The organism is Fusibacter ferrireducens, assembly GCF_015352425.1.
Taxonomy (GTDB): Bacteria; Bacillota; Clostridia; order Peptostreptococcales; family Acidaminobacteraceae; genus Fusibacter_A; species Fusibacter_A ferrireducens.
Window position 1 is genome coordinate 375164 of sequence record NZ_JADKNH010000002.1, and the last position, 24096, is coordinate 399259.

Genomic DNA, 24096 nt, shown 5'->3' on the forward strand with positions numbered 1-24096 from the left:
CTCTATACCTCTCTATACTTATCAATCAAATTTTGTAACGCTTCTATTTCCTGTTCGGTCAATTTTTCATTTTTTGAAAAAGCCGCTAAAAATTTAGGCAGGGAACCTCCAAATGTCTTCTTTACAAACGACTTGCTCTGGGTTGCCTCATAATTTCCCTTGGAGATCAAAGTGATGATTTTACCCTCTCTATTTTCAAACACGCCCTTTTCAATCATGCGTTTCAACAGGGTATACGTTGTTGATTTTTTCCAACCAAATTCTTCTTCACAGAGCTTAATCAACTCAGAAGAGGTCAACGTATTCTGATGCCATATGATCTCAGCCAAATTCAATTCCGCATCTGTTAATTTAAGATCGCTCAATAGAATTACCGCCTTTCCAGTCTACGTCTTGTAGACCTTTTGTAGTTAGTTTACAACTTGTAGACTCAAATGTCAATATATATTTTGACGCTGTTTGAGGGTGAACATCCCTCAGCACAGCTTTCGGCTCAAATCTTGTTGTTTAATTAAATAGGCTGCTTAGAGTGTGTGTTTACACTTTAAGCAGCCTATATTCATTACAGTGATTGCCTACCGTTTCATTGCCTTTTTTGCCATCCATATAATCGGTTTGTCAAAGATGCCTTCTAAAGATTTCGATACATTTTTAAGTTCTTTTCTGATCTCTATATGCTGAGGGCAGTGCGTCTCACATTTACCGCAATTGACACATTGAGAAGCAAGACTTGGATTATCTCCCATGACGCCGCCACCTTGCGCAAGATACATGATCTTTGCCTCCATACCGCCAAAATAAGATTTACTGTTAAACTTTTCAAAGCACATGGGAATGTTGACGCCAGCTGGACAGGGCATACAATAAGCACATGCAGTACAGGGCACCTTAGTAAGTGCAACAAAGACATCTCTCACCTTAGAGATATCCCCTAATTCTTCAACCGATAAATGATTTGGAAACGCCGTACAAGCGGCATCAATATTTTCTTGAATGTGTTCATCTACATTCATTCCCGAGAGTACGCAAGTCACTTCTGGATGATTCCAAACCCATCTCAATGCCCATTCAGCAGAGCTTCTCTTTATGTGACTTTGATCCCACACTTCTTGTGCGGCCTTGGGCATGCGTCCAGCTAAATTGCCCCCACGTAATGGTTCCATCACAAATACTGCAATATCTCGCTCAGCTGCATATCTTAAACCTTCTATGCCAGCTTGAGTGGTTTCATCCAAATAATTATATTGTATCTGACACATTGCCCAATCATAATCATCCACAACTTTTTTAAACGTATGGATATCACTGTGAAAGGAAAATCCCGCATGCTTTATTTTGCCTTGAGCCTTAGCATCATCCAAAAATGCCAACACCCCAAGATTTTTCATACGCTCCCAATCTTCTAAACTCATAATACCATGCACCAAATAATAGTCTATTGAATCTATCTTGAGCTTCGCCATTTGCTCGTTTAATATTCTATCCATATCTGCACGCGTTTTAACAGACCACGGAGGTAACTTAGTGGCAATTTTAACTTGATCTCTGAGCGCTTTGTCACTAAAGACTTTGCCTAAGAAACTTTCACTGCCACCGCCGTGATACGGATAAGCTGTATCAAAATAGTTTACGCCTTGCTCTATGGCAAAACGCATTTGCTCTTCTGCTTTCTTTTCGTCAATTCTACCCATTTTCGTTGGAAATCTCATACAGCCATAGCCAATAGCTGAGATTTCATCCCCAGTCTTTGGAACCTTACGATATTGCATCTTAATCTAGACCTCCTTTTATTATAAATCATGCTAAAACGCGTCAAATTATTGTGATCCATTAAATATTGTAAATCATCAACAACTGTAAATCCCAGAATATCATTTTTTCATTTCTATATAACTTACTTTGTGTAAGTTATGTTCAAATAATATCATTTAACTTACACGACGTCAACTATTTATCCAATATCTATCTCTATGTAACTCATTTAGATTTGATTAAGTGACATTTCCACGGGAAAACGTCTATATTATTTTACACATTGTATGTTATAATGCCATTAGATAGACCCGTAAAGCGTTTATAAATTCAATTCGGAGGTAAGAATGAACTTTCAACGCGCTCGATCAGAGGACCAAATTCAAAAGAGAATTTCAGAGATAGTGAATGCTGCATCCGTAATTTATGATAATGGTGGATATGAAGCATTGAATTTTAGTAAAATTTCGGAGTATACTCAATTCACAAGGCCAACCATATACAAGTATTTTTCAACAAAGGAAGAAATCCTTCTTAAATTGATGCTTAGCGATATGGGAGATTGGATAGATCAGCTGATGTCCTCTTTTAAGATAAACAAACTCTATACCATAGAAGAAGTTGCAGAAATTTTAAGTCACACCTTATCCAATGCCTCGCGTTTGGTGGAGCTCTTCACCATTTTATTTACGATTATAGAAAAGAACGTTTCTAAAGAGTCTCTCATTGCTTTTAAGACCACTATGTTCGGTTATCAAAGCGTACTCTTGGATTTGTTTTCTCAACTTTTCCCCAAAGCATCACAGGAACAAACTGACCATTTTATAGAGACTTTGTTATCACTTGCAATAGGCCTATACCCTATGTGCCATTTAAGTAACACTCAATTTGAAGCCATATGTAGTCTATTTGACAATTATACTCCCCCGGAGTTTAAAAAATTGTATCGTCAAAATATCTATCAAATACTCTACTGCCTACAAAACGACATACACATTGATTAAAGGCACTTTTTTTGAAAATGTATAGCCATAATAAAAATATAGAGCTATAGTATATAAAAAAGCACGTCCCACTTTTATAAGTTTAGACGCGCTTTTTTTTAAATTTTATCTCATGGACAAACTTATGCTCTCTGAGATTCAAATTGCCTTAACAATTTCACAAATAATTCAGGAATTTTAGCCAAATTATCTGGTGTTTCAACAAATGAAATACGGAATTGCGTACTGCCTGGATTTGCTTCTCCAGCTTTTATATTGTAGAAACCGCTCATAGGTGCAACTAATAATGTCGTTTCAACACCATCTATATGAACCGCACCTTCACCTGCACAATAGAGCACAAAATCAATCGCATCAAATCCTGGTTTAACAACATTTCTAACATCCACAACTGTATAGATGGATGCATCCGGACTTGAAACAATCAACTCTGGTTCATGCTCTTTTAAGCCTTCATAAACCATCGTAATTTGTTCCTTGTAATAAGTTTTGATCTCATCACACCAGCCCATAATGTCTTTTTTACTTTCATGAGCAAGTGCACCGAAGATGTATTGACCAATCACGTTTGCGCACAGATTTGCTGTGTACTCTGCAACCGATCTATTATTGAACTCTGGGCTGTCTGTAATCACAGCACCAATTCTCAAACCGCAAGCATTCCATACTTTGGATGCTGTTTCAATACTGATTCTTCTGCCTTCGATTCCCGGAACCATATCATCAGATAAACCCCAGATGCTCACAAGATCTTTACCTGCCTCATAGTATAATTCACGGTAAGCTTCATCGCTGATCATCCACATATTGTACTTTACACATAATCTTGCAAGAGAACACATTGTATCGTAATCATAGTATTGTCCCGTTGGATTATCATAAGGAATGACTAAAAGCGCCCCAGGATTATTTTCTTTTATAACAGCTTCAATTTTATCGATCTCAGGAAGCGTGAACTTTCCGTTTTCTTCTAGATGTCGTTTTACAGTTACAGTTTTGCGTCCGATTCTTTCTGCAAATGAAATGTAGTTTGTATATGCAGGATCGATCATCATAAGTGGTTTTTCACCAGTTCCAGCAGGACCACATACCCCTACTAATAACAATTCCATACCTGCAGATCCACCATCAGTTACCTGAACATGTAATTTACTAATATCAAATCCTTCACATTCCAAAATATTTTTAAAAGCATTTTGGCACTCTGTAGTTCCAGCAGTTGTAGAATATCTGACAACACCTTTATGGAAAGGACTTTCAGCAGCAGAAAGATTAAACATTCTTTTTTGCATCGCTGGATTTGTTGGAAGCGAAACGTTGCCTATGCCTACATTAATAACGGCTTCAGGCTTAACTTTGCGTTCTTCATACTTCATCTGCGCTAGACGGACAGCAGACGGCTTTCTAGATTCAAAGTGCGCGGAAAGAATTGGTTTACTCATAATACATCTCCTTAAATTATAATTATATTCAAGCACAATGCTTTACGGATTTTGCATACTTTTATACAGTATACTCATTTTATATTCTACCATTAGTCATCCAATTCTTCATTCATTTTATTCGGAAATACACGAAAAAACAAATTAATACAGATAATTAACATAATTTTGAACATCTCTTCACAAATCATGCTGTGTTTTACGAAAAAACACATAGAAAAAGTAAATCTGCACATCTTTTTAAGCTCTTCAATAGAGCGCCAAATACTTGTTTCACACTAGAATCATTGAGGCCTTATCACATGTGATTCACGCTAATTTCAAACTTTTCTATAAGAGTTTTTTATCAGCCCATTTCTTATGAATAAAAAGACCCGTTAATTCAGCATCTTGAGGTCTGCCAAAATGATAGCCTTGTATGTAATCGCAATTCAGTTCATTCAGCAACTCTACTTGACTATTATTTTCAATCCCCTCAGCCACAATCTCCAAGTTGAGATTGTGAGCTGTGTCTATTATGGATTTCACAAGTAAAAAATCACGTCTACTTCGCTCTATATTGGATATGAATTTACGGTCTAATTTAACCTTATCGATGGGCAATATGCTCAGATAACTGAGTGAGGAATAACCCACACCAAAATCATCCAGAGTCAATCCAAAGCCCAGCCCTTTTAATTTTTCGAGTACCGCCAAAGTGTAATCAATATTCTTAAATACTGCTGTTTCAGTTACTTCAAAATCAATTATTGAGGGATCAATCGGATATTTTCGAAGCAGTGATTCTAGAAAGACAATCAGATCTCCTGTCACCAATCCCTTTGCTGACATGTTTATTGAAAATTTGATATCAAGTGATCCCGATAATGTCCACGTTTTAATTTGCTTAAAGACATTCTCAAAAATCCATTTTTCAAGTGCTATGATCTGCCCTGAGTTTTCGGCGATTGGAATAAAACTTTCTGGTGAGATGAAGCCTTTCCCTAAGTGGTTCCATCTGATCAATGCCTCTAATGAAGTCAGCTTACCTGTCTTAAGATATACAATCGGTTGATAGTACATCTCAAACGATTCCTCTTCCAAACCCTTTCTAATTTGATTGATCATATGCATATTATAATATACTGATGATCCCAATTGTTGCGAGTAAATCACATATTGATCTTTCAGATTTTCTTTTGCGCTATGAAGTGCTGTACTCGATTTTCCAATCAAATCATGAAAAGTCTGTCCATGATGTTCATATATTGAAACCCCTATGCTGCAGGAGATTCTAACTTCACTGTTTTCCATAAAGCACATATTTTTGCTTTCATACAAGACTTCAGCCAATTCTTTTTCAAGTTCATTTATGCCTCCCGAAAATTCATATATGATCAGAAATTCGTCTTCATTTATGCGTGCAACGGAATGCTGATGCCTATACCTTTTTGACAAAAATGTTGCAAAATTCTTAATGAGTTCATACCCAATTTCATGCCCCAAAGTGTTGTTAATATAGCCAAAATTGTCAATATCAATCTGTATAAAAGCAATTTCCGAATTGAGCTTCAAGTTTTTGATTGTGAGCTCAAAATCACGCTTAAGTTTATCTTTATTAGATAACTGAGTGAGTTGATCATAATGAGCTAAACAGTATAGTTCCTTTTTCAAAGTGTATTTTTCAGTGACATCAATGTGATAACCAATGATATGGACAATCTCACCGCGATCATTTTTTATAGCTCTGCCTCTCGACAACAACCACTTGTATTGCCCATCACGATTGATCACTCTGTACAGATTTTTATATTTTTCTTGCCTAAGATTGATAAATTCTGTCCAAACTCTTTCTGCATCTTCTCGATCCTGTGGATGAATCTTATTTTTCCATGAGTCCAATGTGAACTGTTCTCGCTCCATCTCAATACCCAAATGAGATGGATGCCTTACTGAAACGCTAATTTGTTGGTCCTTTACATGCCAATTCCAAAGATCATCCACAGAGTCTTCTAATAAAAGATTATAATTATCTGAAATGCTATTGATATCGGAACGCGCTTCAGGTATTTCAAATATATGGTCTCTATCTATTAGATTAATTTTTATCACTGCACACATCCTTTAAATTTTAAATTGTGCTACGAGTTGATTTAACTCTAGAGCCAATTTTGATAATTGTTCATTTGCATGAGCTATTTCTTCAATTGCAGAAGTTTGTTCTTCAATTGCAGCGGTTGATTCTTCTGTTGCAGCAGCGTTTTCTTCAGCTATTGCAGACAAGCTTTGCATGGATTCTTGAACCCCTTTATTATGTTGCTCCATTTTCTGACTCAATGCACTGATGATCTCAATGGCCTTTTCTGCCTTTGTCATGGCATTTGAGATTTGAATAAACTTCTGTTCTGTTAGTTTTACGCTCTCTTCTTGCCTTTCAACCACTGCAGATGCGGCTTGCATGCTCTCCACAGCCATTTTGGAGTCATCTTTTAATTGATTGACAATATCATCTATGTCTCTCGTGGAACGCGTAGATTGCTCTGCAAGTTTTCGGATTTCATCTGCAACTACGGCAAAGCCCTTGCCTGCTTCTCCAGCCCTTGCTGCTTCTATTGCTGCATTTAGAGCGAGTAAATTCGTCTGCTCTGCTATTGATGCAATCAAAACACTTGCTTCACCTATTTTGCCCGAACTCACATTGGTCTTGAGAATGCTCTCATATACGGTACCTGCAATTTTATTATTATCCCTAGTATTTTTGTTTAACATGTCTATGATCTTTAAGCCTTCAGTAATGTTTTCAGTGACATTGTCTGAAGCTGCCACAAGATGTCCGATATTGACCTTATCATCTTCAATTAAATTACCAAGCACATTCAATTTATCTGCTCCAACTGTAGTTGTCTGTGCTTGTTCATTTGCACCGATAGAGATTTCTGTTATCGTTTGTGCGATTTCTTCTGCAGCAGAAGAAGCATGATGTGATGTTGCTGTGAGTTCTTGAGAAGCGGCAGAAACTTCTTCTGAAGTTGCCAGTATATTTTTAAGCATAGACCTCAAATTTACGTTAATACTGCTGATCGCCCTCGAAAGTTCTCCAATTTCATCCTTTCGACTTAAATCTTTTTCTGAGATGTCATGAGATATATCGTATTCGGCAATGTACCCTGCATTTACAACGATATTCTCAAGGGGTTTGACTATAGATTTAGAGACAAAATGCAATAAGATATATGAAATCAAAGTGATTACAGTCACTGCAACTATGGATACCATTTTAAGCACTTCAATGTCTGAATAGACCTCCGATTTATCGACTTCAATAACCAGACCCGCAAAATGTTTTCCAATGTTCACAACGCCTAATGAACCGTAAACCGTTTCTCCTAAATAATTATCATATACTCCTGTATAAGTATAATTTAAATCTCCAGATTGAATTGCTGGTGCTAAGAGCTCCACTGCTTTGGTGGCAATGCTCTTCTTAAGTGCTGATGTCTCAGAATATTCTCCCACACGCATTTCAGTCAAAAGCAATCCCTCTGGATTGATAAGATAAGCATTTCCACTTGTACCAATTTTCTCTGTTCCCTGATGAATAATTGCATTTAATTTATTTTGATCAAAAAGAATATTTAAAGAACCGATGACTTTCTTGTGAGATGTGTCAAAGATAGGACAACCCAAGACAATTGAATTATTGCCAATAAAATCAGAGTAAAAGAGTTCTGACCAAGTTTCATGCCCTGCCAAAGCACCAAATACATAATCTCTTTCTTTCAAATCAGCATTTACCAATGCATCAGGATAATTTATGGAAAAGATGCCTTTTCCCTTACCATCCGTCAAAAAAATGTCCGTGTACTCATATTCATCTGCTGCTAGCTTGAGATATGCCTCTATCTTCTGCTCTGCTTCTATTTTAGACGTTTGACTTTCAATCGTACTCGTCATCGTTTCCACATTTTTGATAATGCTATCTGAACTGGAAAGTACTTTGCCATCCCCCAGACGGCTTTTAAAATAAGATAAGAGTTCATCTTTTGCTGTTGTTGCAAATAATTCATTGGAACGATGTATAGATTTTTCCAACTCCTTGACAGCCGTGTTAAAAATCATCATACTGATGAGGATTATTGGTATAATCCCTGTTAAAGTAAATATTGCCCCCAATTTTGTTCTCATCTTTAAATTCTTCATTTTTGTTCTCCTTATGTCTTTTTCTATTGCCCCCTATTAACTACAACTTCCTTTTCTAATTCTTATGCCATATATATTATGTATAGCTCTATCTATCTCGATTTACATAAACTGCTTTTTGGAATTTAACGATTGATTTCAAATTGTTATTTTAATATGATTATACGCTTACTAAAATAATACCACATTTAACTTATAAGTTCTATATTAACTTTTCAATTACTGGGTATTTATACTATTTATTGTTATTCTATATCTATAAGGGGGGAACTATGGTTTTAGACTATAAACTAATTGGAATTCGTATAAAAAAATTTAGAAATTTACGGGGATTAACACAAAATCAGCTTGCAGAATTACTAGATATTTCCAATGTCTATGTGAGCCGATTAGAACGTGGAACTGCCAAAATAAGTTTGGAGATGACTTATAAAATTGCTATTATTTTAGATGTGCCAATTGGTATGCTCTTAACGGGGGTAGATCAGGAATCTCATGATTATTTGGATTTTGAAATTAACAATTTATTAAAGCAATGTTCAAGTGATAAAAAAAACCTTATATATGATCTCATAAAGGCTGTAATGGCACACTAAAACAAATGCCATCTACCTATCTGAAGTTGCCGATAAGCGGATGGCATTTCACTTTATATGGGGCGTCACTTATGTGATGCTCTTTTAGTCATTATTTGTACTCTTAATCTTACCATAAAAAATAAATATAATGATTGAAATAAGCATCCCGATATAAACTGCCGTTTGCATTGGGAAACCAAGTACAATCCAAAGTAGACTCGCAAGAGGACTCAGTGCAATTGCAAAGACGCCCACTTTAGGATTAATGCGATCATTAAAATAGAGTGCAACCATGACGGGAATAAATATAGGGACTGCTCTAAACATCATGGACATAAAACCAAAGTTTAGAATCATAGAATCTTTACTTAAGGTCGTTATCATCACAGTTAAAACGCCAATCAAAAGAATGACAATCCTCATAAATCTCATTTGTTGTCCATCTGATGCCGTTTTACAAAAACCCTTTTTATACAAGTCTCGGGTAAAAATTGTACTGATACCAAGTGTCAATCCAGCAGCAGTTGCTAAAGAAGATATGAGAATCGTAGCAAGCGTGATCCCTGCCAAAGTCTTTGGTAAGTAAGTCACAACAAACAACGGAAAGGCATTCGCCGGTACGATATCCGGTTGATTAACTCTCATGAACATCCCCACCAATGTGCAGACAATGCCAATGGGTAAAACCAGTGCTGCTGTGATCACGCCACTTGCGTATGCAACTTTCTTGTTCTTACTTGCCATTACCGTCTGAAAGTAATTTTGAGTGGCCAAAACGCCCACCACAGTGGATAAATAAGCACCTAAATCCGATATGCCTCCACCATTGAAAAGATTGTACCAGTAAGCATCCGTAAGTGTATGCCTAATACCAGAGATGCCGTTTAATTTGAAGAGGATATAGCCGCCTGCAATCATACTGGTGCCATATAACAAGAACATTTTTAAGGTGCCCACCATGGCACCACCCCAAAATCCACCAAAGATCACATAGGCGATAAGCAAAACGACCACCATTATTGTAACCAGTAACCCCTGCATATTAAACACCGTACTAAAGAGCGCATTACAAGCAAGAACCTGACCGTTGATATGTATAAACATCCCAAATGAAAGGGCGATACCTGCAACAACACTGGCCTTTTTTCCAAATCCCATCTCTAGTATCTGGGGTAACGTCTCTACTTTTTTTTCTTCTATGAGCTTGCCATAGACAAAACTTAACAGTATGCTCGCCGTACAAAGGCCTAAAATAAACCAAATAGCAGCATAACCTCTCGTGTAAGCCAATTGAGCTGTACCAACAGTAGATGCACCTCCTATGATCGCTCCCATAAGCGACCCCGTTGCTGCAAATGTGCCCACACCGCTACCGGCAGTTATAAAATCATTGGAACTCTTAATCTTGAATTTTGACAAATATCCCAATAGTGCTGTGACGAGTAAGGTTATTGTTGCACTGAAAATAATCATAAGTCTACCTATCCCTATTTCTATTAGATTCTATATCGTTCTACATTTATGCAATCATAGTCTAGAGAGTTTCCTATGCTATAATGCCACCATGGTAACAAATAACTTGATCTGCCTCACGAGCTAAAATTTTATTTAAAGAAGCTTCTGCCTCCTTTAAATCCAGCGTAAATTGAGGATTGGCAATGACTGGCTTTCCATTTTCGAGCGCAATTGCATCCCCTGTGATTATGGTTTTAAGGTTTTGAACATATACCGAAATGTGACCTGGTGTATGACCTGACGTTTCTATTATGGTACAGCCTGCCACATGATCCCCCTCTTTTACTTTATGATCTACTGCCACGGGTTTAACTGCCCTTAGAATATCGCAAAATGCTTCTCCAAAGGCCTTTTGTTCTTCTGGCAAATAAGCTTGCATCTCTTCTGCCTGCGTCAGCCTTAAGGATTTCAATTCACCAGAGATATAAGGGGCCTCTTTTTCACTTGCCACCACTAGAATGTGAGGATACTTGGCTTTGAGTTCAGCTAAAGCACCCATATGATCATGATCTTGATGTGTTATGAGCACATGCGTTAAATCATCACATTTTAAACCTTTAAGGTTCATTTCTGCTTCAAGCTTTTCTAGAAATCCCGTATAGCCACAATCTATTAAAATCATGCTGTCATCACCTTTTACCACAACAGGGTGGATGACATCTTCTATTTCGCCAAATTTGAATTTAAGATCTAAAATAATAAGCTTTTCCATTATAAAATCACTCCTAATGATAATCTGCTCAGCGTGTCTCACAACTGGGCTTTACAGGTTAATACTCACAAGATGAATTATATCGCTCTATTCTATTTTATGCAATAGAGATAAGCGATCTGAATGATTAAACCGCTATGTTGTCAACTGCAAAAAAGACTCAGTCCGATTGGATTGAGTCAGAAATATGGTAACTATAATGCGCTTTGTATTGTCTTATGAATTAAATCACTTATTTATCCTAAGTATACTCTAGCAATTTACAAACTTGGAAAATCGCAAACTTACTCTGGCAATTTACAGACATCAATCCAGTTCAAACTTTTAGAGTATTGCTCCAACTCTGGAATCGTCAGTTCAATTGCGCTATTGGCACTCCCACAAGCGGGAAAAACCGTTTTAAACCGTTTAAGAGATTCGTCTAAATAGACTTCAACACCCTCTTTAACCCCAAATGGACAAACGCCACCCACCGCATGCCCCACTAAGGGTTCAAGTTCGTCATGTGCAAGCATTTTGGCTTTTTTACCAAATTTGAGTTTATACTTAGCGTTGTTTACTTTTGCATCCCCAGCAGCAACGATTAAGACCACCCTTTCATCCACTTTAAAAGACAGTGTCTTAGCTATACGCGCACCTTCACATTGCAGGGCTTGCGCTGCAAGTTCCACAGTTGCACTGGATACATCAAATTCTTGAATCTTATCTTCAAGTCCATATTGACTAAAATATTTTTTTACCACATCAATTGCCATGTCTATATGCCTCCAATTTTTTATATAGATTATCATAATGCACTTTTGTTTTCAATGAGATATTCGAGCATTGTCCAAAAAAAGATTGATAATTAATACACGATATGTTCTGCTTTCAACCTCAATTCATAAAAGTATCTGAGCCATTCCGGTTGTTCTTCTAAACGATCACATGCATCTATAAGCGTTCTCTTGCCCACCCTTCTGTCCAAAATCGCCAACAGTCGGATCAACGGATTTTCTGAATTCAAACTTACTCTAATATTTTGATTCAAATAGCATTCAATGGCATCTGTAAACTGCCAAACATCAAACAGACCTTCTTCAAGTCTTATGGCATCAACACATTCTTCAGCTTCGGTATTGGCTTCATCATTTAAAAATACTTTACCATTCCAAACGCGACGCGATACATGCCGTTCCGCCTTAATGCGCTGCTCCACTTCTCTTTGGCCCCTATAATATCTGAAGATATCACCCTGAATAATCTCCTGATCATCCACGAGGATTGTCATTCTGCCCGATTCATCATGTGCCTTTCTATATTTCGTCACAAAGTATTTTACACGTCCACTAAGTGCAGGACAGAGTAGATCTGTTTCAAGCCTCTTCTTAATGCCACTCCACGATTGAGGCATAAGCATCCCTCCCTTATCTAAAAAATTATATCATAAAAAAGCGCAAAAACTTGCTATAAAACAATTTATAAACAAGCTGTCACGCTTTTTAAGGTTGGCATAATTTTTAAAGTTACTTGATAAATTTAATGACTCTGTTGAGTAGACCATCCGCCACATAGACTTCGCCATTAGCACCACAGGCAATCCCTTGAGGTGAAAAGAAATTGCCCGAGCTACCGCTAAAAATACCCCATTTCTCCACAAATACTCCATCAGATGTAAATTTTTGAACTCTGTTATTAGAGCTATCCGTTACATAGACATAATCATTGTCATCTATTGTAATGCCAATTGGCAAAAATAAGTCGCCATCTCCAAATCCCCAGTTATCCAGCGGGTCTACATTTGGGACACCTCCATTTGTACCCCATTTTGTTATGAAGTTTCCATGTTTATCGAACTTCTGAATCCGACTGTTCGCTCTATCGGTCACATAGATATTATCTTGTGAATCGCTGGCAATAAAGAAGGGCTGTCTAAACTGGCCGTCTTGCATGCCTTCTGTTCCCCAACTGTCTGCATAAATACCCAATGGACTGAATTTGACAATTCTATTCCCACCTGTATCTGCCACATAAGTACAACCATCACTGGTTGTGCAAACGCCCACAGGGAGTGTTAAGTGCCCATATCCAAAATTTGAAAGCCAAGTCCCATTTTTAGAAAATACCTGAATTCTTGAATTACCAGTATCTGCAATCACAAGATTATCATAATACTTATCGTAACATATCTGTTTTGGCACTGTGAACTGCCAATAGTAAATACCATATGACATAGGGCCGCCATCGCCACCATTGCCACCCCATTTATCCACCAAATTGCCACTAGAATCAAACTTTTGAACTCTATGATTGGCTGTATCCGTCACATAGGCGTAGCCTTCATCATCCACAGCAACACCTGTTGCACCTGAAAACACACCATCATTCGATCTAAGCTTGCCAAAATTATCCACTAAAGTAGCGTACGTTGAATAACCGCTAAACTTTAAGAGTTGACTGTTCCCCGTATCGGAGACGATAAACTTCCCATCGCCAAGCGGTAACACTTGACACGGAAAAATAGGTTCTAATTTAACCAGTCCAATTGTTGTTGAGTATTGATATTGATGATTGGCGTCATATTTTTTGATCTTATGATTAAAAGTATCTGCAATATAGACATCGCCATTGTCATCTAAATTAACACCTCTTGGATAAAGAAATTGATAATCTGAATCACCTGCTGTACCCGTTCCGATCTGCTCAATAAAGTTTCCATTTACATCCAATACTTGTACTCTATTATTGAATGTATCGCAGATATATACGCGATCACCAGCAGTAGACTGCTTTATCGCAATACCTTGAGGCAGTCGAAATTGGCCTTGAGCAGTGCCCCTTGTACCATACTGATATAGAAATGCGCCATTCTCGTCAAAGACTTGGATTCTATCGTGAAATTCATCACATACATGATATCGGTTTTGGCTGTCTATTCCAATCTCCCTTGGAAGGCCAAACTGTCCATTGCCATTGCCAAACGATCCCCATGAAGTGATGTAATTCCAATTGGCATCAAATTTTTGAATTCTATAATTCGCAGTATCTGCCACAAGTATGTTGCCATTGTTGTCAATTGACACACCAAAAGGTGTATCAAACTGACCGGGAGCACTGCCAAGTGTTCCAAACTTTTGTAAAACGGTGCCATTTGAGTTCATCTTAACAATTCGATGATTGCTCATATCTGCCACATAAATATTCCCACTGCTATCTTTCGCCATAGCCACTGGTGAGTTAAAGTAAACTTCTGTTGCCCCTTCTGTAACTTCCCCAAGAACATCAGCCACATTAGCCATTGTAATTTGACTCAACAACAATAAAATCAGTCCTAAAACAGATACACTTTTCAATAATTTTCGACTCATCTTATCCCCCTTTTTATTTCGCTTTAAACGGATATCATAATTTTAAGATTTATCCACTATGGCATTAACCATGATTTCATGGGCATCTACCATTGGCGAATGTCCACAATTGGAAGCGACGATTAGACGCGCATTATCCCCAATAGATGCCCTGAGTTCTTCTGCCTCTTGCACAGAAACAAGCAAGTCCGAGTCCCCTTGAATCATCGTAACAGGTACCTTAACACGCCAAGCCTCATTGGTGCCCATAGTAACACCGTTGTAATAATCTGAGATATTAAACGAATTAAGGCCATGATAGATGTCTATTAAATTTTTTTGTTTTAGACTCTCCCTAATATGTTTTTCAAAAATATCTGGTTCAGGCATGTTTTTATTGTAGATCGCCATTTGCCATACTTTTTTATAGTACACTTCGTCATGTTGGTTTAATGCATTTTCAAGTGCCATTTTTGAAGGTTCTAACATGATCTCTTGTTTGGATGTCAAAAGTCTTTTTTCACCTTCTTTTGTCACTTCATAAGAGTGATATCCTGAAACACCTGCTGATGCAATTAAAAAGAGACGATTCACATGATTTGGATAACTCGATGTAAAATAGAGACTTACTGCACCGCCTGTTGACCATCCTAGGAGATCAAATCGCTCTAAATTAAGTGCGTCCACAAAGAGTTTTAAATCCCCTGCAAGATCTCTTAACGTATCGATCGGACGATTATAGGTACTGTCCCCGAATCCCCTCATATCAATTGCATACGCATTAAATTCATCTGGTAAATCCTGAATGATTTCTTCATAGAAAATGGAACTTGCAAGATTACCATGTACCAATAAAATAGTCTTTGCCCCGCCTTCAGAGTGTCTATACGATAATCTCTCGCCATTTTTGAGTTCGACTGATTTCAATTCAATTTTTCTCATTTATCTTCTGCCCTTTTTCCCTTCTTTAAAATGTAATTGCCAATCACCATTTTGATGACTTCACTTGTGCCAACACCGATGTCCATAAGTCTTGCATCTCTGCTGTACCGTTCAACTGGATTGGTTTTTAAATACCCATGTCCTCCCATAATCTGAACTGCTTCATAGCAGATTTTCTGGACCGTTTTGCCAACGGCAACTTTTGCAACTGAAGCTTCAATGGCATAATCCTGTCCAAGCTCACGCTTTACGCAAGATTGCTCTAAAAGCGCTTTACTGCCTTGAAGTAAAATATGCATATCTGCAATTTTTTCTTGTATGGCATACAGCGTTGCAATGGGTTTGTCCTGGACTTTTCTATCATTGGCATAGTTTACAGCGGCTTCAAATGCCGCTTCTGCAATCCCAATACCCATAGCCGCCATGCCAAGCCGTCCACCCACAAGACCATAGAGAGCGGCTCTAGTGCCACCTTCAATCACATCTTCAGGTCGCACAGTGGCCTTATTAAGTATCAAATTCGTCGTTGAGGAACTTCGACATCCCATCTTGTCTAATTTTTCTGTAACTTTTAGGCCCTCAGTTTCTTTACTCACGATAAACAATTGATGCTGTGGTCTAGAACTTTTCATTTCCGTTAATGGCTTTTCCATGCATGTCACCACAAATAAGTCCGCCACAGCACCGTTGGTTACAAAATACTTCGCACCATTTAGTACCCACAGATCATCTTGTTTTTCTGCTGTCATTTTGAGTCCCATGGCGTCAGATCCTGCGGTGGCTTCACTAATGCTGTAAGCAGCAATTTTGTCCCCTTGAATCAGTGGTGTTAAATACTGATCCTTTTGCATTTGAGTGCCGTACTTTAAGATAACGTCTATTGCCATCCAGTGAACGATCAGCAATAAGCTGAGCCCGGCGCTTTCTTTTGCAATTTCGCTGATGACGCGCATGGCCGTACTCACCTTAAAACCACTACCGCCATATTGAGTTGGATATGCAACGCCAAATAGGCCTAGTTTTCTCATGGCTTCAAACAATTCCACTGGACAATGATTGTCTTCATCAATAGCCTTGGCAATGGGTGCTAATGACTTTTGAACAAACTCAATTGTATTTGAAATCATTTGCGCCTCTAAATCATTCACTTGATTATGATATGCCTCTGTAGACATGATTACCTCCCTCATTGTGCCCATTAAAGTGTCATTTCTTTAAGTGTGCTGGATACGATGAACTCAGCCTCTGTGATATTTTGAATATCCTGAACAGATAATCCTGGGTAGACTTCACGTAAAATCAGCTGACCTGCATCTATATCAAAGACCGCTTTTTCTGTAATGATGGTCTTGACGCACCCCTTACCCGTCAGTGGTAGTTCACAATGTTTCTTAATTTTAGAATTGCCCTTTTTATCAGTATGTTGCAAAGTTGCTATGATCTTTTTAGTGCCGTAAGTCAAATCCATGGCGCCTCCAATCCCAGGCCACCACATGCCGTTGCGTTTAACTGCCCAGTTGGCAATATTGCCTTCTTGATCCACTTCAAGTGCCCCTAGGATAGTCACATCAATATAACCGTTTCTCATGGCGCCAAGCGAAGTCGCAAGCGACATACAGGCCCCGCCATTTAACAGTGTAACCGGTTCAGAACCCGCATTTGTAATATCTGAATTGCAAGTGTTATAGCTAGGGCGTGCACCAAATCCAAACGCACCATTTTCAGTGTGCATAATGAGTGTTACCGACTCAGGCAAGTAATTCACCGCTTGAGTGGGGATGCCAAATCCCAAATTGGCAACTTGACCATCTTCTAATTCTTGCGCTGCTCTTCTGGCAATAATTTCACGAACGTCCATTGATATCCTCCTTCACTAATTTTCCACGATCAAGCCAAACCGACTTGTACAGTTCATCTTGTTCATCTATTTTTTGGCCTTGGACGACAGCATTGACAAAAACGCCCGGACAACCAACCCGCTCTGGCGCTATTGTGCCCACTGGTACGATTTCATTGACTTCAGCGATTGTGTATTTCCCCGCCATGGCAATATCCATATTGTTATTGAGACTGGTCCCTCTAAATTCTAAATTGCCCATTGTATCTGCACGCCACGCTTTTACAATGGCAACTTCAGCTGTGAGAGCAGGTTCAATAAAACATTTAACCCCATTCACTTCAACCACTTCTTTGGGTTTTTCTAAATCTGGAAACAGCCCTTCTGCATCTAATATGCCGACGCCCACTGGCACGAGAACACCTCCAAGCCCCATGGCACCTGCTCTAACCTTCTCTATCCAAGTCCCCATTGGGAAAAATTCTTTTACCAACAGTTCGCCTGCCAAGTAAGCCTCTGTGGATTCAGCTGAAGTCCCCACATGTGTGGAAATCAGTTCCTTCACTTGTTTGTTCTTATACAGCATTGATTTTCCGAAACCACTCATCCCCGGTGTAACTGCGATTAAAGTTAAATCCTTAACGTTTCTCGCCACCAACTTCTCAATAGAGACAAGGGGCGAACCCGCATCAATAAATCCACCTAACATAAGTCTTGTGCCATCTTTGACAACACTTAAAGCTTCTTCAATTGGCATTACTTTTGATTTCATATAGCACCTCCATTCAGTCTTGCCATTATCAAATTGCAATATGTATGCCAAAAGACATAAGGTCACTATAAGGCTCTTTTTTAGACAAAAATCAGATTATCAAGATCTTTTTATGTTGCCACAGGGAACACTTTTAGTGTACAGTTGTTGCAAAAAGGAACAGACTTTAATCCATTTAGATTAAAGTCTGTTTCGCACAACCTCTTCTCCCCTATGCTATAACGTATACTTCTGTAGACGACATCATGTAGCAAAGGATTGTTCAACTTTTGACACTCTAGCGCTTTTTACTTCAAAGCCATATTCAAGCGCTTCATTTTTTTATAGAGCACTGTTCGATTAATTTCAAGCAGTTCTGCCGCTTTTGTTTTGTTCCCATTGCATTTTATCAGTGCCATGGAGATCATTTGTTTTTCGGTATCCTCAATCAAATTATTTAGAGCAGTATTCAGATCATCTGTGGGGTTCGAATCATCATTTAAACGCATTGTAGGATGCAGAATTTGTGCATCGGCACCTGATTTATCCCACGGCACTTTAGTCAATTGATTCACATCTATGATGTCCTCTTGAATGAAGTTTGCCGCCTGTTCAATAAAATTTTCAAGTTGCCTAACATTCCCTGGCCAATGATAAGCCATAATTTTAGCCATGGACTCCGGTGTAAAACCTCTATGTGTCGTGCCAAGCTTTTGAGTAATCTTCACAAGAAGGCCTTCTGCATACCTCGGAATATCCGTCTTGATATCTCGAAGTGACGGCATATTGATTTCTAAAACTTTTAAACGGTAATAAAGATCCTCACGAAAAGTACCCGCTTGAATCATTGCTTTAAGATCTCTATTAGTTGCCGCAATAATTCTAACATCCAGTTCAATAAAAGTGTTGCTCCCCACCCTTTCTATTCTTCGGTCCTGTATGGCTTGAAGCATTTTAGCTTGCATATAGAGCGGCATATCTCCAATTTCATCTAGAAAGAGCGTCCCACCATTTGCCGCTTCAAACTTGCCCGGTTTGCCTTCTCTATTGGCTCCGGTAAAAGCACCTGGGGCATAACCAAAGAGCTCCGATTCCAAAAGATTTTCAGGAATTGCGGCACAGTTGACCTTTACAAAAGGCGCATGACTTCTTGAAGAACGATTGTGAATGGCTTCCACCATGATGGTTTTACCTGTGCCGCTTTCTCCAGTGACCAATAAATTTGAAATAGACCGAGATGCTTTTCTCGCCATTTTTTTAACGAGTAGCATGGGTTCTGTCTCACCTATAATATCCATACAAGTGTGAAGCTTACCATCTGTTAGACTCAGTTTTCTTGGCAGTATGCGTTCTGCAAACTGATTTGCCGCTTCCATAGTTGGAAAAGCAGTTCTCAAAATAGAGCCCATCCATTTTGCTTCAACATAAAAGGGCGTTTTATGAACAACGATCTGGTGACACCCTATGGTTAACGTTTTGCCCCATTGTGCTTTGGCACTTTTGAAATGCAATTCAAAAGTGCACTGAGGCATGAGTGTTTCTATGGAACTTCCTTCTATTTCGGGAGCAGGCTTTTCCAAAATGCGTTCAAAATATGAATTGCAAAACAGAATCTCACCTGTAATGCTCACCACCATAATGCCCTCATGACTATTTTCAACCATGTTTGATATCAAGTTTAGCACTATATTTTCTCTACTGATTTCACACATTAGCTCTCTCCAAATATATAGATTCCATCCATTAAAGGTTTGTGGTTACTTTTAATTTACTGTTTTTAGAATAATCTGTAAAGTCTTATTACATCACCAGCAAAAAAATCTTTACGCAAAACTCCGAATTCTGCGCCTGAAAATTTATAAGCGGATGAAATCAGTGATGTGACAATACTCGGATTTAAAAATTTATGTCTTCCGAAAATATGAGATATATCATTTTTTTTTTATTTAATTTGCGTTAAACTTTGATCAGAATAAACTTTAAGAAAGAAGGTGGTTTTATCCATTACATTGCCAGACTATTCAAATCATATCTATTTTATACCACATCTGCTTTTGGGATCAGTCTAACCATAAAAGCCAACGTTGGAGTGAGTAGCTTTAACTCCATGAACATTGCCATAGCCAATGCCGCTGACATTAAGGTGGGCACCATTACGACTTTTATCAATATGGCCTTTTTATTGGGTTTCATGATCTTGACGCATTTTACACTGAGGAAAAAATATATGATCCAAACGCTCTCGGTCATTTTATTTGGCATGCTCATTAATTGCTTCACCTATACGGTTCTGAAAGACTTAATAGTGGAAAATTATGTATTGCGGCTCTTGCTCATTAGTCTTGGGACAACCATTGGCGGGTTATCCGTGGGCATGATTATCAGTTATGATGCCATTACTTTCCCAATTGAAAGTTTTTGCCTTGCCATTGCTGAGCGAACCAAGTTTACCTTTGTCAAATTGAGATATTTTATCGATATTTTTTCAGTTACCATTTCACTGATTGTATCCTTTTCTTTTGCACTCCCGCTTTATGTTCGAGAAGGTACAGTCATCAGTCTCCTCATCTTATCTGCTGCCATGAACTTTTCGAAAGAGCTGTACAGTCGATATACACTTGGAAAGGTGACAACCTAAACTGTGATGACAGGCCTGACCCGTTCTCATCCTACTGATTATAGATGACCTCACATGCCGTCCCTAATCTCGAAAAATACGAATGATTTAAAATACCATTCAATTATCTTTTGCTCTGATAACTGAATGGTATTTTATGTTTCTAAACGGTATTTTATGCTTTTAAACTAAAAAGACAGTCTTATTCTAAACTGAGTTGCATCTCTATTGCTTTTACAGGACATCTATCAGCGACGTTATTAAGGCTTTGAACGAAGTCGTTGTCAGTCAACTTAGTGTCAATTTCGTCAAGCAACGACGTGATCAACACCTTTCCATTATATTCAAAGAGTTCTGGCATTGCTTTTACGCAGAGCATACATTTGACACAAGTTCGCTCGTTAATTTGAATCTTTTTAGATACGACGCGCTCATTTTCTTGGCTTTTTATATGCTCAAGAACCTCTTGTTTGGATACAAATCGCTTTGCAAGTCTCCCCATGACTACAATTGCAATTACCGTACAAGCCCATCTTATACTCATGAATTTAAACCCTAAAAATTTAGCCTCATTGGCCAACATTGGCACTTTAACAACAGCCCAAGCACTGATTATAATCACAATATTTTCTATACTGGTACCCTTTTTTATGAGCGACAGGCTTATGGGGAAAGCGGCATAGATCGGACCAGCTGAGATACTCCCGAGTATTATACTCATCACATTTCCTTTTAAGCCCGATGATTCTCCAAGATGTTGCTCTATAAAGGGCTTAGGCACCCAAACCTCTATGAGCGCTGTCAAAACAAGAATCACTGGCATAATCTCAAGCATTTCCTTGATATAGTACCATGTGTTAAACAGGGATTCTTGTCCTTTTGCAGGAAATAATACAAATAGGCTCACATATAAAATAGCAACGCCTATTAACACTCTAAATTTTTTCATCTTAAAATCACCCCCATTGAAAATGCAATAATAATGGCAAATACAAAACTCAAACCGTTTCGTACTAATGTAAATTTGAGTCCAAAAGCTTCTTTTTCAATGGGAAAAGTTGCAATTCCCACCATTGTTAAAGTGGTTAAAAAAGCAATCGCCGGAAGCACACTTGCACCGAGTTTGAGAAAAGAGGCCACCAGTGGAAAGGCCACAAATGCGGGAATAATGGTTACACTGCCAAGCAATGCACCAGCAACGGTGGAGAACAACTGATTTGAAGAACCCAGTACGCCTTTAATCAACTCGGGTGGCAACATACTGAGCATGAAACCGATTAGAAATAAAATACCCACAATTTGAATGAGCATATTTTTAATCATTTTAGATGCCATGCCAAGTGCACTCTTTGTCTCTAAAGGCTTTTTATAAAGCGAAAAAAGTAATGCGATTAAACTTACACTCCATAATCCTACTGTCATATCGACACCTCACTTTAATATTGATTACTTATTAAAACAATCATATACTATACTTAAAAAGAAAAGTGTTACCTATGATACACTTTTGAGCAAGGGGGAATTTATATGAAAAAAGCTTATCTTGATGTCCTTAAATCGTCTGATCTCTTCGGTGACTTTAGCACCGCTCAACTTGAAAGCATTATGAAAAAGGATCACGTTTCCATCAAAAGTTTCAACCCCCAAAATATAATTCACCTAGAACTTGAAACCTGTACGCACCTAGATTTTATACTTGAAGGAAAAGTCATTATTCAGCAGATCGACATCAATGGCAACTTACTTACAATGACTGAATTCTCTGCTGGAGATAACATTGGGGGCAACGTCTTATTCTCACAGGCCAATTTTTACCCGATGACGATCATAGCCTTAACCGATGTCGTCATTATGCAGTTTTCTAAAGCCCTAGTGCTTAAGTTCTGTCAAACCAATCAAAATTTTTTAGAAAATTTTCTCATGAGCCTATCCGATAAATCTTTTATTTTGACTCAAAAAATTAAGGTACTCTCAACGAAAAGCATCAGAGAAATGTGTCTTGATTTTATTGAAAGTGAATATAAAAGACAAAACCAAAATCCAATTATTTTACCCCTTAGTAAAAAAGCACTTTCAGAAAAGCTCGGTATCCAACGCACCTCTTTATCAAGAGTTCTGACACAATTACAGAGTGAAGGCTATATAGAATACAGTGGACGGTCTATTAGGATTTTAAAAAAATGATGTTGTATATGTAAAAAAAGCCATTTAAAAAAGGCAATTTCTTTAACCTTTAGTAAATGGCTTTGGTATTTTAGCTTCACAGGGTATCCCAACTTGGCATTTGCCACAACCATATCGGGGTTTATATTTTTCTTCTATCTGATCCACGTAATCAGAACATAAAATATGGTCTTTTCCTGTTTGAATATCAATTGCATCCACAGGACACTTTTTAATACAAGCACCGCACAGAGTGCAATATTCATAAATATCCTTATAAGCTCTTTGAGTTTTCTCTAAATTTAAATTGGTAACGATACTGCCAAATCTGCCTGCCATCCCCTTTTCTGTAATGAGTCCTTTAGAAAGGCCAAAAGTTCCAAGCCCACAAACAAATGCCGCATGTCTTTCCGACCAATTGCTTGAAAAAGGCGTTATAGAGGCTTCAAAATTCTTAAAAATCTTAAATTGCTCGTCCAAAGAGGGGATTCTACTGATATACCCTTCGGATTCAATTTTATGATTTAAATATTCACACAACTTACGAACGGCAAGTTGCCCTTCGATGCGTCCGTGCAACCAAGCCTCTGACGGGAACAATTTATCCACTCTATTACTTTCTCTTACGGCTTTCGTAAAGGGTAAGAAAAATGATATAACCGTTTTTGCCTCAGGCAACCACTCCTTAGGGGACATAAAGGATTCACCGATCACCGAGGGCCCTTTAAATGATGAAAAGTAGGCATCTTCTGCATCACCAAATGCAAAAATAGGTTCTTCAAAGATTTTTAATCCCACTACTTTTTCAGAAATCGCAATCTCACTTGTAATGTAATTGGCTTCTGTCTGCTCCATAAATTGCCGAGCTTCTCTGATCAAGGCCTCTTTATTCATATTTTATTCTCCACCTATTCATCCAATCTCCTGCTTTTAAAATTGGTCTTCATCCCATGCCAATACATCTTCCGGCTCTCTTAAGTGCTCAAAAATCTGCCATAAACCTTCACCAGTGTAAGCACTCACTTTATAGATTATATCACAACCAGAAAGTTTAAGCCATTCTTCATCCATTTCGGGATTGGAATCTGGTAGATCTACCTGTGTTACGATACCGACGACTTCTCGATTGACACGAGGCGTCAAATTGGGCGGATATAGTGAGTACACATCCGTAGCACTGATTAAAAGGCCCGCCACATCCGCTTCATAGGTGTAGAGCGCAAGTGCTTGTGCCAATGTCACCTGTCTTCCTAGTACCGTTTCTTGTATAATTCTCAT

General features: G+C 38.2%; 23 protein-coding genes. 4 read left to right on the forward strand and 19 right to left on the reverse strand.

Annotated elements, in window-relative coordinates; translation table 11 throughout:
* Positions 1 to 2: 2 nt before the first annotated feature.
* Both ISU02_RS04745 and ISU02_RS04750 read right to left on the reverse strand, forming a co-directional pair.
* Positions 3 to 365, reverse strand: coding sequence for a BlaI/MecI/CopY family transcriptional regulator (locus ISU02_RS04745; protein WP_194700639.1), 363 nt, complete (start codon positions 363 to 365; stop codon positions 3 to 5).
* Between the two features lie 210 nt (positions 366 to 575).
* A complete protein-coding gene (locus ISU02_RS04750; protein ID WP_194700640.1) occupies positions 576 to 1769 on the reverse strand; it encodes an aldo/keto reductase in 1194 nt (397 codons plus the stop codon).
* 330 nt (positions 1770 to 2099) lie between these two features.
* Between ISU02_RS04750 and ISU02_RS04755 the strand changes: the two genes are divergently transcribed.
* Positions 2100 to 2756 carry a TetR family transcriptional regulator gene (locus ISU02_RS04755; protein ID WP_194700641.1) on the forward strand — a complete coding sequence of 219 codons (657 nt, stop codon included), beginning with the start codon at positions 2100 to 2102 and terminating at the stop codon, positions 2754 to 2756.
* A 122-nt stretch (positions 2757 to 2878) separates the two neighbouring features.
* Here the strand turns inward: ISU02_RS04755 and ISU02_RS04760 are convergent, their stop codons facing one another.
* The 3 genes from ISU02_RS04760 to ISU02_RS04770 all read right to left on the reverse strand — a co-directional run bounded on the left by ISU02_RS04760 (position 2879) and on the right by ISU02_RS04770 (position 8377).
* Positions 2879 to 4198, reverse strand: coding sequence for a pyridoxal phosphate-dependent aminotransferase (locus ISU02_RS04760; protein WP_194700642.1), 1320 nt, complete (start codon positions 4196 to 4198; stop codon positions 2879 to 2881).
* A gap of 330 nt (positions 4199 to 4528) precedes the next feature.
* Complete coding sequence (locus tag ISU02_RS04765) at positions 4529 to 6289, reverse strand: putative bifunctional diguanylate cyclase/phosphodiesterase (protein ID WP_194700643.1); 1761 nt, start codon at positions 6287 to 6289, stop codon at positions 4529 to 4531.
* Between the two features lie 12 nt (positions 6290 to 6301).
* Positions 6302 to 8377, reverse strand: a complete 2076-nt coding sequence (locus tag ISU02_RS04770; RefSeq protein ID WP_194700644.1) for a methyl-accepting chemotaxis protein — start codon at positions 8375 to 8377, stop codon at positions 6302 to 6304.
* 272 nt (positions 8378 to 8649) lie between these two features.
* Here ISU02_RS04770 and ISU02_RS04775 point away from each other — a divergent pair, with 272 nt between their 5' ends.
* Positions 8650 to 8973 carry a helix-turn-helix domain-containing protein gene (locus ISU02_RS04775; protein ID WP_194700645.1) on the forward strand — a complete coding sequence of 108 codons (324 nt, stop codon included), beginning with the start codon at positions 8650 to 8652 and terminating at the stop codon, positions 8971 to 8973.
* Between the two features lie 84 nt (positions 8974 to 9057).
* On the opposite strand, the gene ISU02_RS04780 is transcribed toward ISU02_RS04775, so the two are convergent.
* The 10 genes from ISU02_RS04780 to ISU02_RS04825 form a co-directional block, all read right to left on the reverse strand.
* A complete protein-coding gene (locus ISU02_RS04780) occupies positions 9058 to 10428 on the reverse strand; it encodes a sodium:solute symporter family protein (protein ID WP_194700646.1) in 1371 nt (456 codons plus the stop codon).
* 73 nt (positions 10429 to 10501) lie between these two features.
* Positions 10502 to 11182 (reverse strand): MBL fold metallo-hydrolase, encoded by a 681-nt coding sequence (locus ISU02_RS04785; RefSeq protein WP_194700647.1) that lies wholly within the window; start codon positions 11180 to 11182, stop codon positions 10502 to 10504.
* 284 nt (positions 11183 to 11466) lie between these two features.
* On the reverse strand, positions 11467 to 11937 hold the full coding sequence (locus ISU02_RS04790; protein ID WP_194700648.1) for a YbaK/EbsC family protein: 471 nt from the start codon (positions 11935 to 11937) through the stop codon (positions 11467 to 11469).
* Positions 11938 to 12029: 92 nt separating this feature from the next.
* On the reverse strand, positions 12030 to 12575 hold the full coding sequence (locus ISU02_RS04795; RefSeq protein ID WP_194700649.1) for an SF0329 family protein: 546 nt from the start codon (positions 12573 to 12575) through the stop codon (positions 12030 to 12032).
* Between the two features lie 112 nt (positions 12576 to 12687).
* A complete protein-coding gene (locus tag ISU02_RS04800) occupies positions 12688 to 14529 on the reverse strand; it encodes a 6-bladed beta-propeller (protein ID WP_194700650.1) in 1842 nt (613 codons plus the stop codon).
* Between the two features lie 42 nt (positions 14530 to 14571).
* A complete protein-coding gene (gene phaZ, locus ISU02_RS04805) occupies positions 14572 to 15450 on the reverse strand; it encodes an intracellular short-chain-length polyhydroxyalkanoate depolymerase (protein WP_194700651.1) in 879 nt (292 codons plus the stop codon).
* Positions 15447 to 16625, reverse strand: coding sequence for an acyl-CoA dehydrogenase family protein (locus tag ISU02_RS04810; RefSeq protein ID WP_194700652.1), 1179 nt, complete (start codon positions 16623 to 16625; stop codon positions 15447 to 15449). The genes phaZ and ISU02_RS04810 overlap by 4 nt, the downstream gene beginning before the upstream one ends.
* 23 nt (positions 16626 to 16648) lie before the next feature.
* Positions 16649 to 17308: a 3-oxoacid CoA-transferase subunit B gene (locus ISU02_RS04815; protein WP_194700653.1), complete on the reverse strand. Its 660-nt coding sequence runs from the start codon at positions 17306 to 17308 to the stop codon at positions 16649 to 16651.
* Positions 17295 to 18059, reverse strand: a complete 765-nt coding sequence (locus tag ISU02_RS04820) for a CoA transferase subunit A (protein WP_194700654.1) — start codon at positions 18057 to 18059, stop codon at positions 17295 to 17297. Before ISU02_RS04820 ends, ISU02_RS04815 begins: the two co-directional genes overlap by 14 nt.
* Before the next feature lie 287 nt (positions 18060 to 18346).
* Positions 18347 to 19750, reverse strand: coding sequence for a sigma-54 interaction domain-containing protein (locus ISU02_RS04825; protein ID WP_194700655.1), 1404 nt, complete (start codon positions 19748 to 19750; stop codon positions 18347 to 18349).
* Between the two features lie 251 nt (positions 19751 to 20001).
* Here ISU02_RS04825 and ISU02_RS04830 point away from each other — a divergent pair, with 251 nt between their 5' ends.
* Entirely contained in the window at positions 20002 to 20676 is a 675-nt protein-coding gene (locus ISU02_RS04830; RefSeq protein ID WP_207736182.1) for a YczE/YyaS/YitT family protein, read from the forward strand.
* 181 nt (positions 20677 to 20857) lie between these two features.
* On the opposite strand, the gene ISU02_RS04835 is transcribed toward ISU02_RS04830, so the two are convergent.
* Complete coding sequence (locus ISU02_RS04835) at positions 20858 to 21604, reverse strand: permease (RefSeq protein ID WP_194700656.1); 747 nt, start codon at positions 21602 to 21604, stop codon at positions 20858 to 20860.
* Positions 21601 to 22077, reverse strand: coding sequence for a permease (locus ISU02_RS04840; RefSeq protein WP_194700657.1), 477 nt, complete (start codon positions 22075 to 22077; stop codon positions 21601 to 21603). The genes ISU02_RS04835 and ISU02_RS04840 overlap by 4 nt, the downstream gene beginning before the upstream one ends.
* Positions 22078 to 22182: 105 nt before the next feature.
* Between ISU02_RS04840 and ISU02_RS04845 the strand changes: the two genes are divergently transcribed.
* Complete coding sequence (locus ISU02_RS04845; RefSeq protein ID WP_194700658.1) at positions 22183 to 22839, forward strand: Crp/Fnr family transcriptional regulator; 657 nt, start codon at positions 22183 to 22185, stop codon at positions 22837 to 22839.
* A gap of 42 nt (positions 22840 to 22881) precedes the next feature.
* On the opposite strand, the gene ISU02_RS04850 is transcribed toward ISU02_RS04845, so the two are convergent.
* Together ISU02_RS04850 and ISU02_RS04855 are read right to left on the reverse strand one after the other, a co-directional pair.
* On the reverse strand, positions 22882 to 23712 hold the full coding sequence (locus tag ISU02_RS04850; RefSeq protein ID WP_194700659.1) for a 4Fe-4S binding protein: 831 nt from the start codon (positions 23710 to 23712) through the stop codon (positions 22882 to 22884).
* A gap of 36 nt (positions 23713 to 23748) precedes the next feature.
* Positions 23749 to 24096 carry a EutP/PduV family microcompartment system protein gene (locus ISU02_RS04855; protein ID WP_194700660.1) on the reverse strand — a complete coding sequence of 116 codons (348 nt, stop codon included), beginning with the start codon at positions 24094 to 24096 and terminating at the stop codon, positions 23749 to 23751.

Coding starts and splice junctions, on each gene's coding strand:
- ISU02_RS04820 (WP_194700654.1), bottom strand. CDS start 18,059: ATGAAATCAAAAGTAATGCCAATTGAAGAAGCTTTAAGTGTTGTCAAA.
- ISU02_RS04750 (WP_194700640.1), bottom strand. CDS start 1,769: ATGCAATATCGTAAGGTTCCAAAGACTGGGGATGAAATCTCAGCTATT.
- phaZ (WP_194700651.1), bottom strand. CDS start 15,450: ATGAGAAAAATTGAATTGAAATCAGTCGAACTCAAAAATGGCGAGAGA.
- ISU02_RS04855 (WP_194700660.1), bottom strand. CDS start 24,096: ATGAGAATTATACAAGAAACGGTACTAGGAAGACAGGTGACATTGGCA.
- ISU02_RS04795 (WP_194700649.1), bottom strand. CDS start 12,575: ATGCCTCAATCGTGGAGTGGCATTAAGAAGAGGCTTGAAACAGATCTA.
- ISU02_RS04775 (WP_194700645.1), top strand. CDS start 8,650: ATGGTTTTAGACTATAAACTAATTGGAATTCGTATAAAAAAATTTAGA.
- ISU02_RS04770 (WP_194700644.1), bottom strand. CDS start 8,377: ATGAAGAATTTAAAGATGAGAACAAAATTGGGGGCAATATTTACTTTA.
- ISU02_RS04850 (WP_194700659.1), bottom strand. CDS start 23,712: ATGAATAAAGAGGCCTTGATCAGAGAAGCTCGGCAATTTATGGAGCAG.
- ISU02_RS04760 (WP_194700642.1), bottom strand. CDS start 4,198: ATGAGTAAACCAATTCTTTCCGCGCACTTTGAATCTAGAAAGCCGTCT.
- ISU02_RS04800 (WP_194700650.1), bottom strand. CDS start 14,529: ATGAGTCGAAAATTATTGAAAAGTGTATCTGTTTTAGGACTGATTTTA.
- ISU02_RS04785 (WP_194700647.1), bottom strand. CDS start 11,182: ATGGAAAAGCTTATTATTTTAGATCTTAAATTCAAATTTGGCGAAATA.
- ISU02_RS04755 (WP_194700641.1), top strand. CDS start 2,100: ATGAACTTTCAACGCGCTCGATCAGAGGACCAAATTCAAAAGAGAATT.
- ISU02_RS04840 (WP_194700657.1), bottom strand. CDS start 22,077: ATGACAGTAGGATTATGGAGTGTAAGTTTAATCGCATTACTTTTTTCG.
- ISU02_RS04825 (WP_194700655.1), bottom strand. CDS start 19,750: ATGTGTGAAATCAGTAGAGAAAATATAGTGCTAAACTTGATATCAAAC.
- ISU02_RS04815 (WP_194700653.1), bottom strand. CDS start 17,308: ATGGACGTTCGTGAAATTATTGCCAGAAGAGCAGCGCAAGAATTAGAA.
- ISU02_RS04835 (WP_194700656.1), bottom strand. CDS start 21,604: ATGAAAAAATTTAGAGTGTTAATAGGCGTTGCTATTTTATATGTGAGC.
- ISU02_RS04780 (WP_194700646.1), bottom strand. CDS start 10,428: ATGATTATTTTCAGTGCAACAATAACCTTACTCGTCACAGCACTATTG.
- ISU02_RS04810 (WP_194700652.1), bottom strand. CDS start 16,625: ATGTCTACAGAGGCATATCATAATCAAGTGAATGATTTAGAGGCGCAA.
- ISU02_RS04845 (WP_194700658.1), top strand. CDS start 22,183: ATGAAAAAAGCTTATCTTGATGTCCTTAAATCGTCTGATCTCTTCGGT.
- ISU02_RS04790 (WP_194700648.1), bottom strand. CDS start 11,937: ATGGCAATTGATGTGGTAAAAAAATATTTTAGTCAATATGGACTTGAA.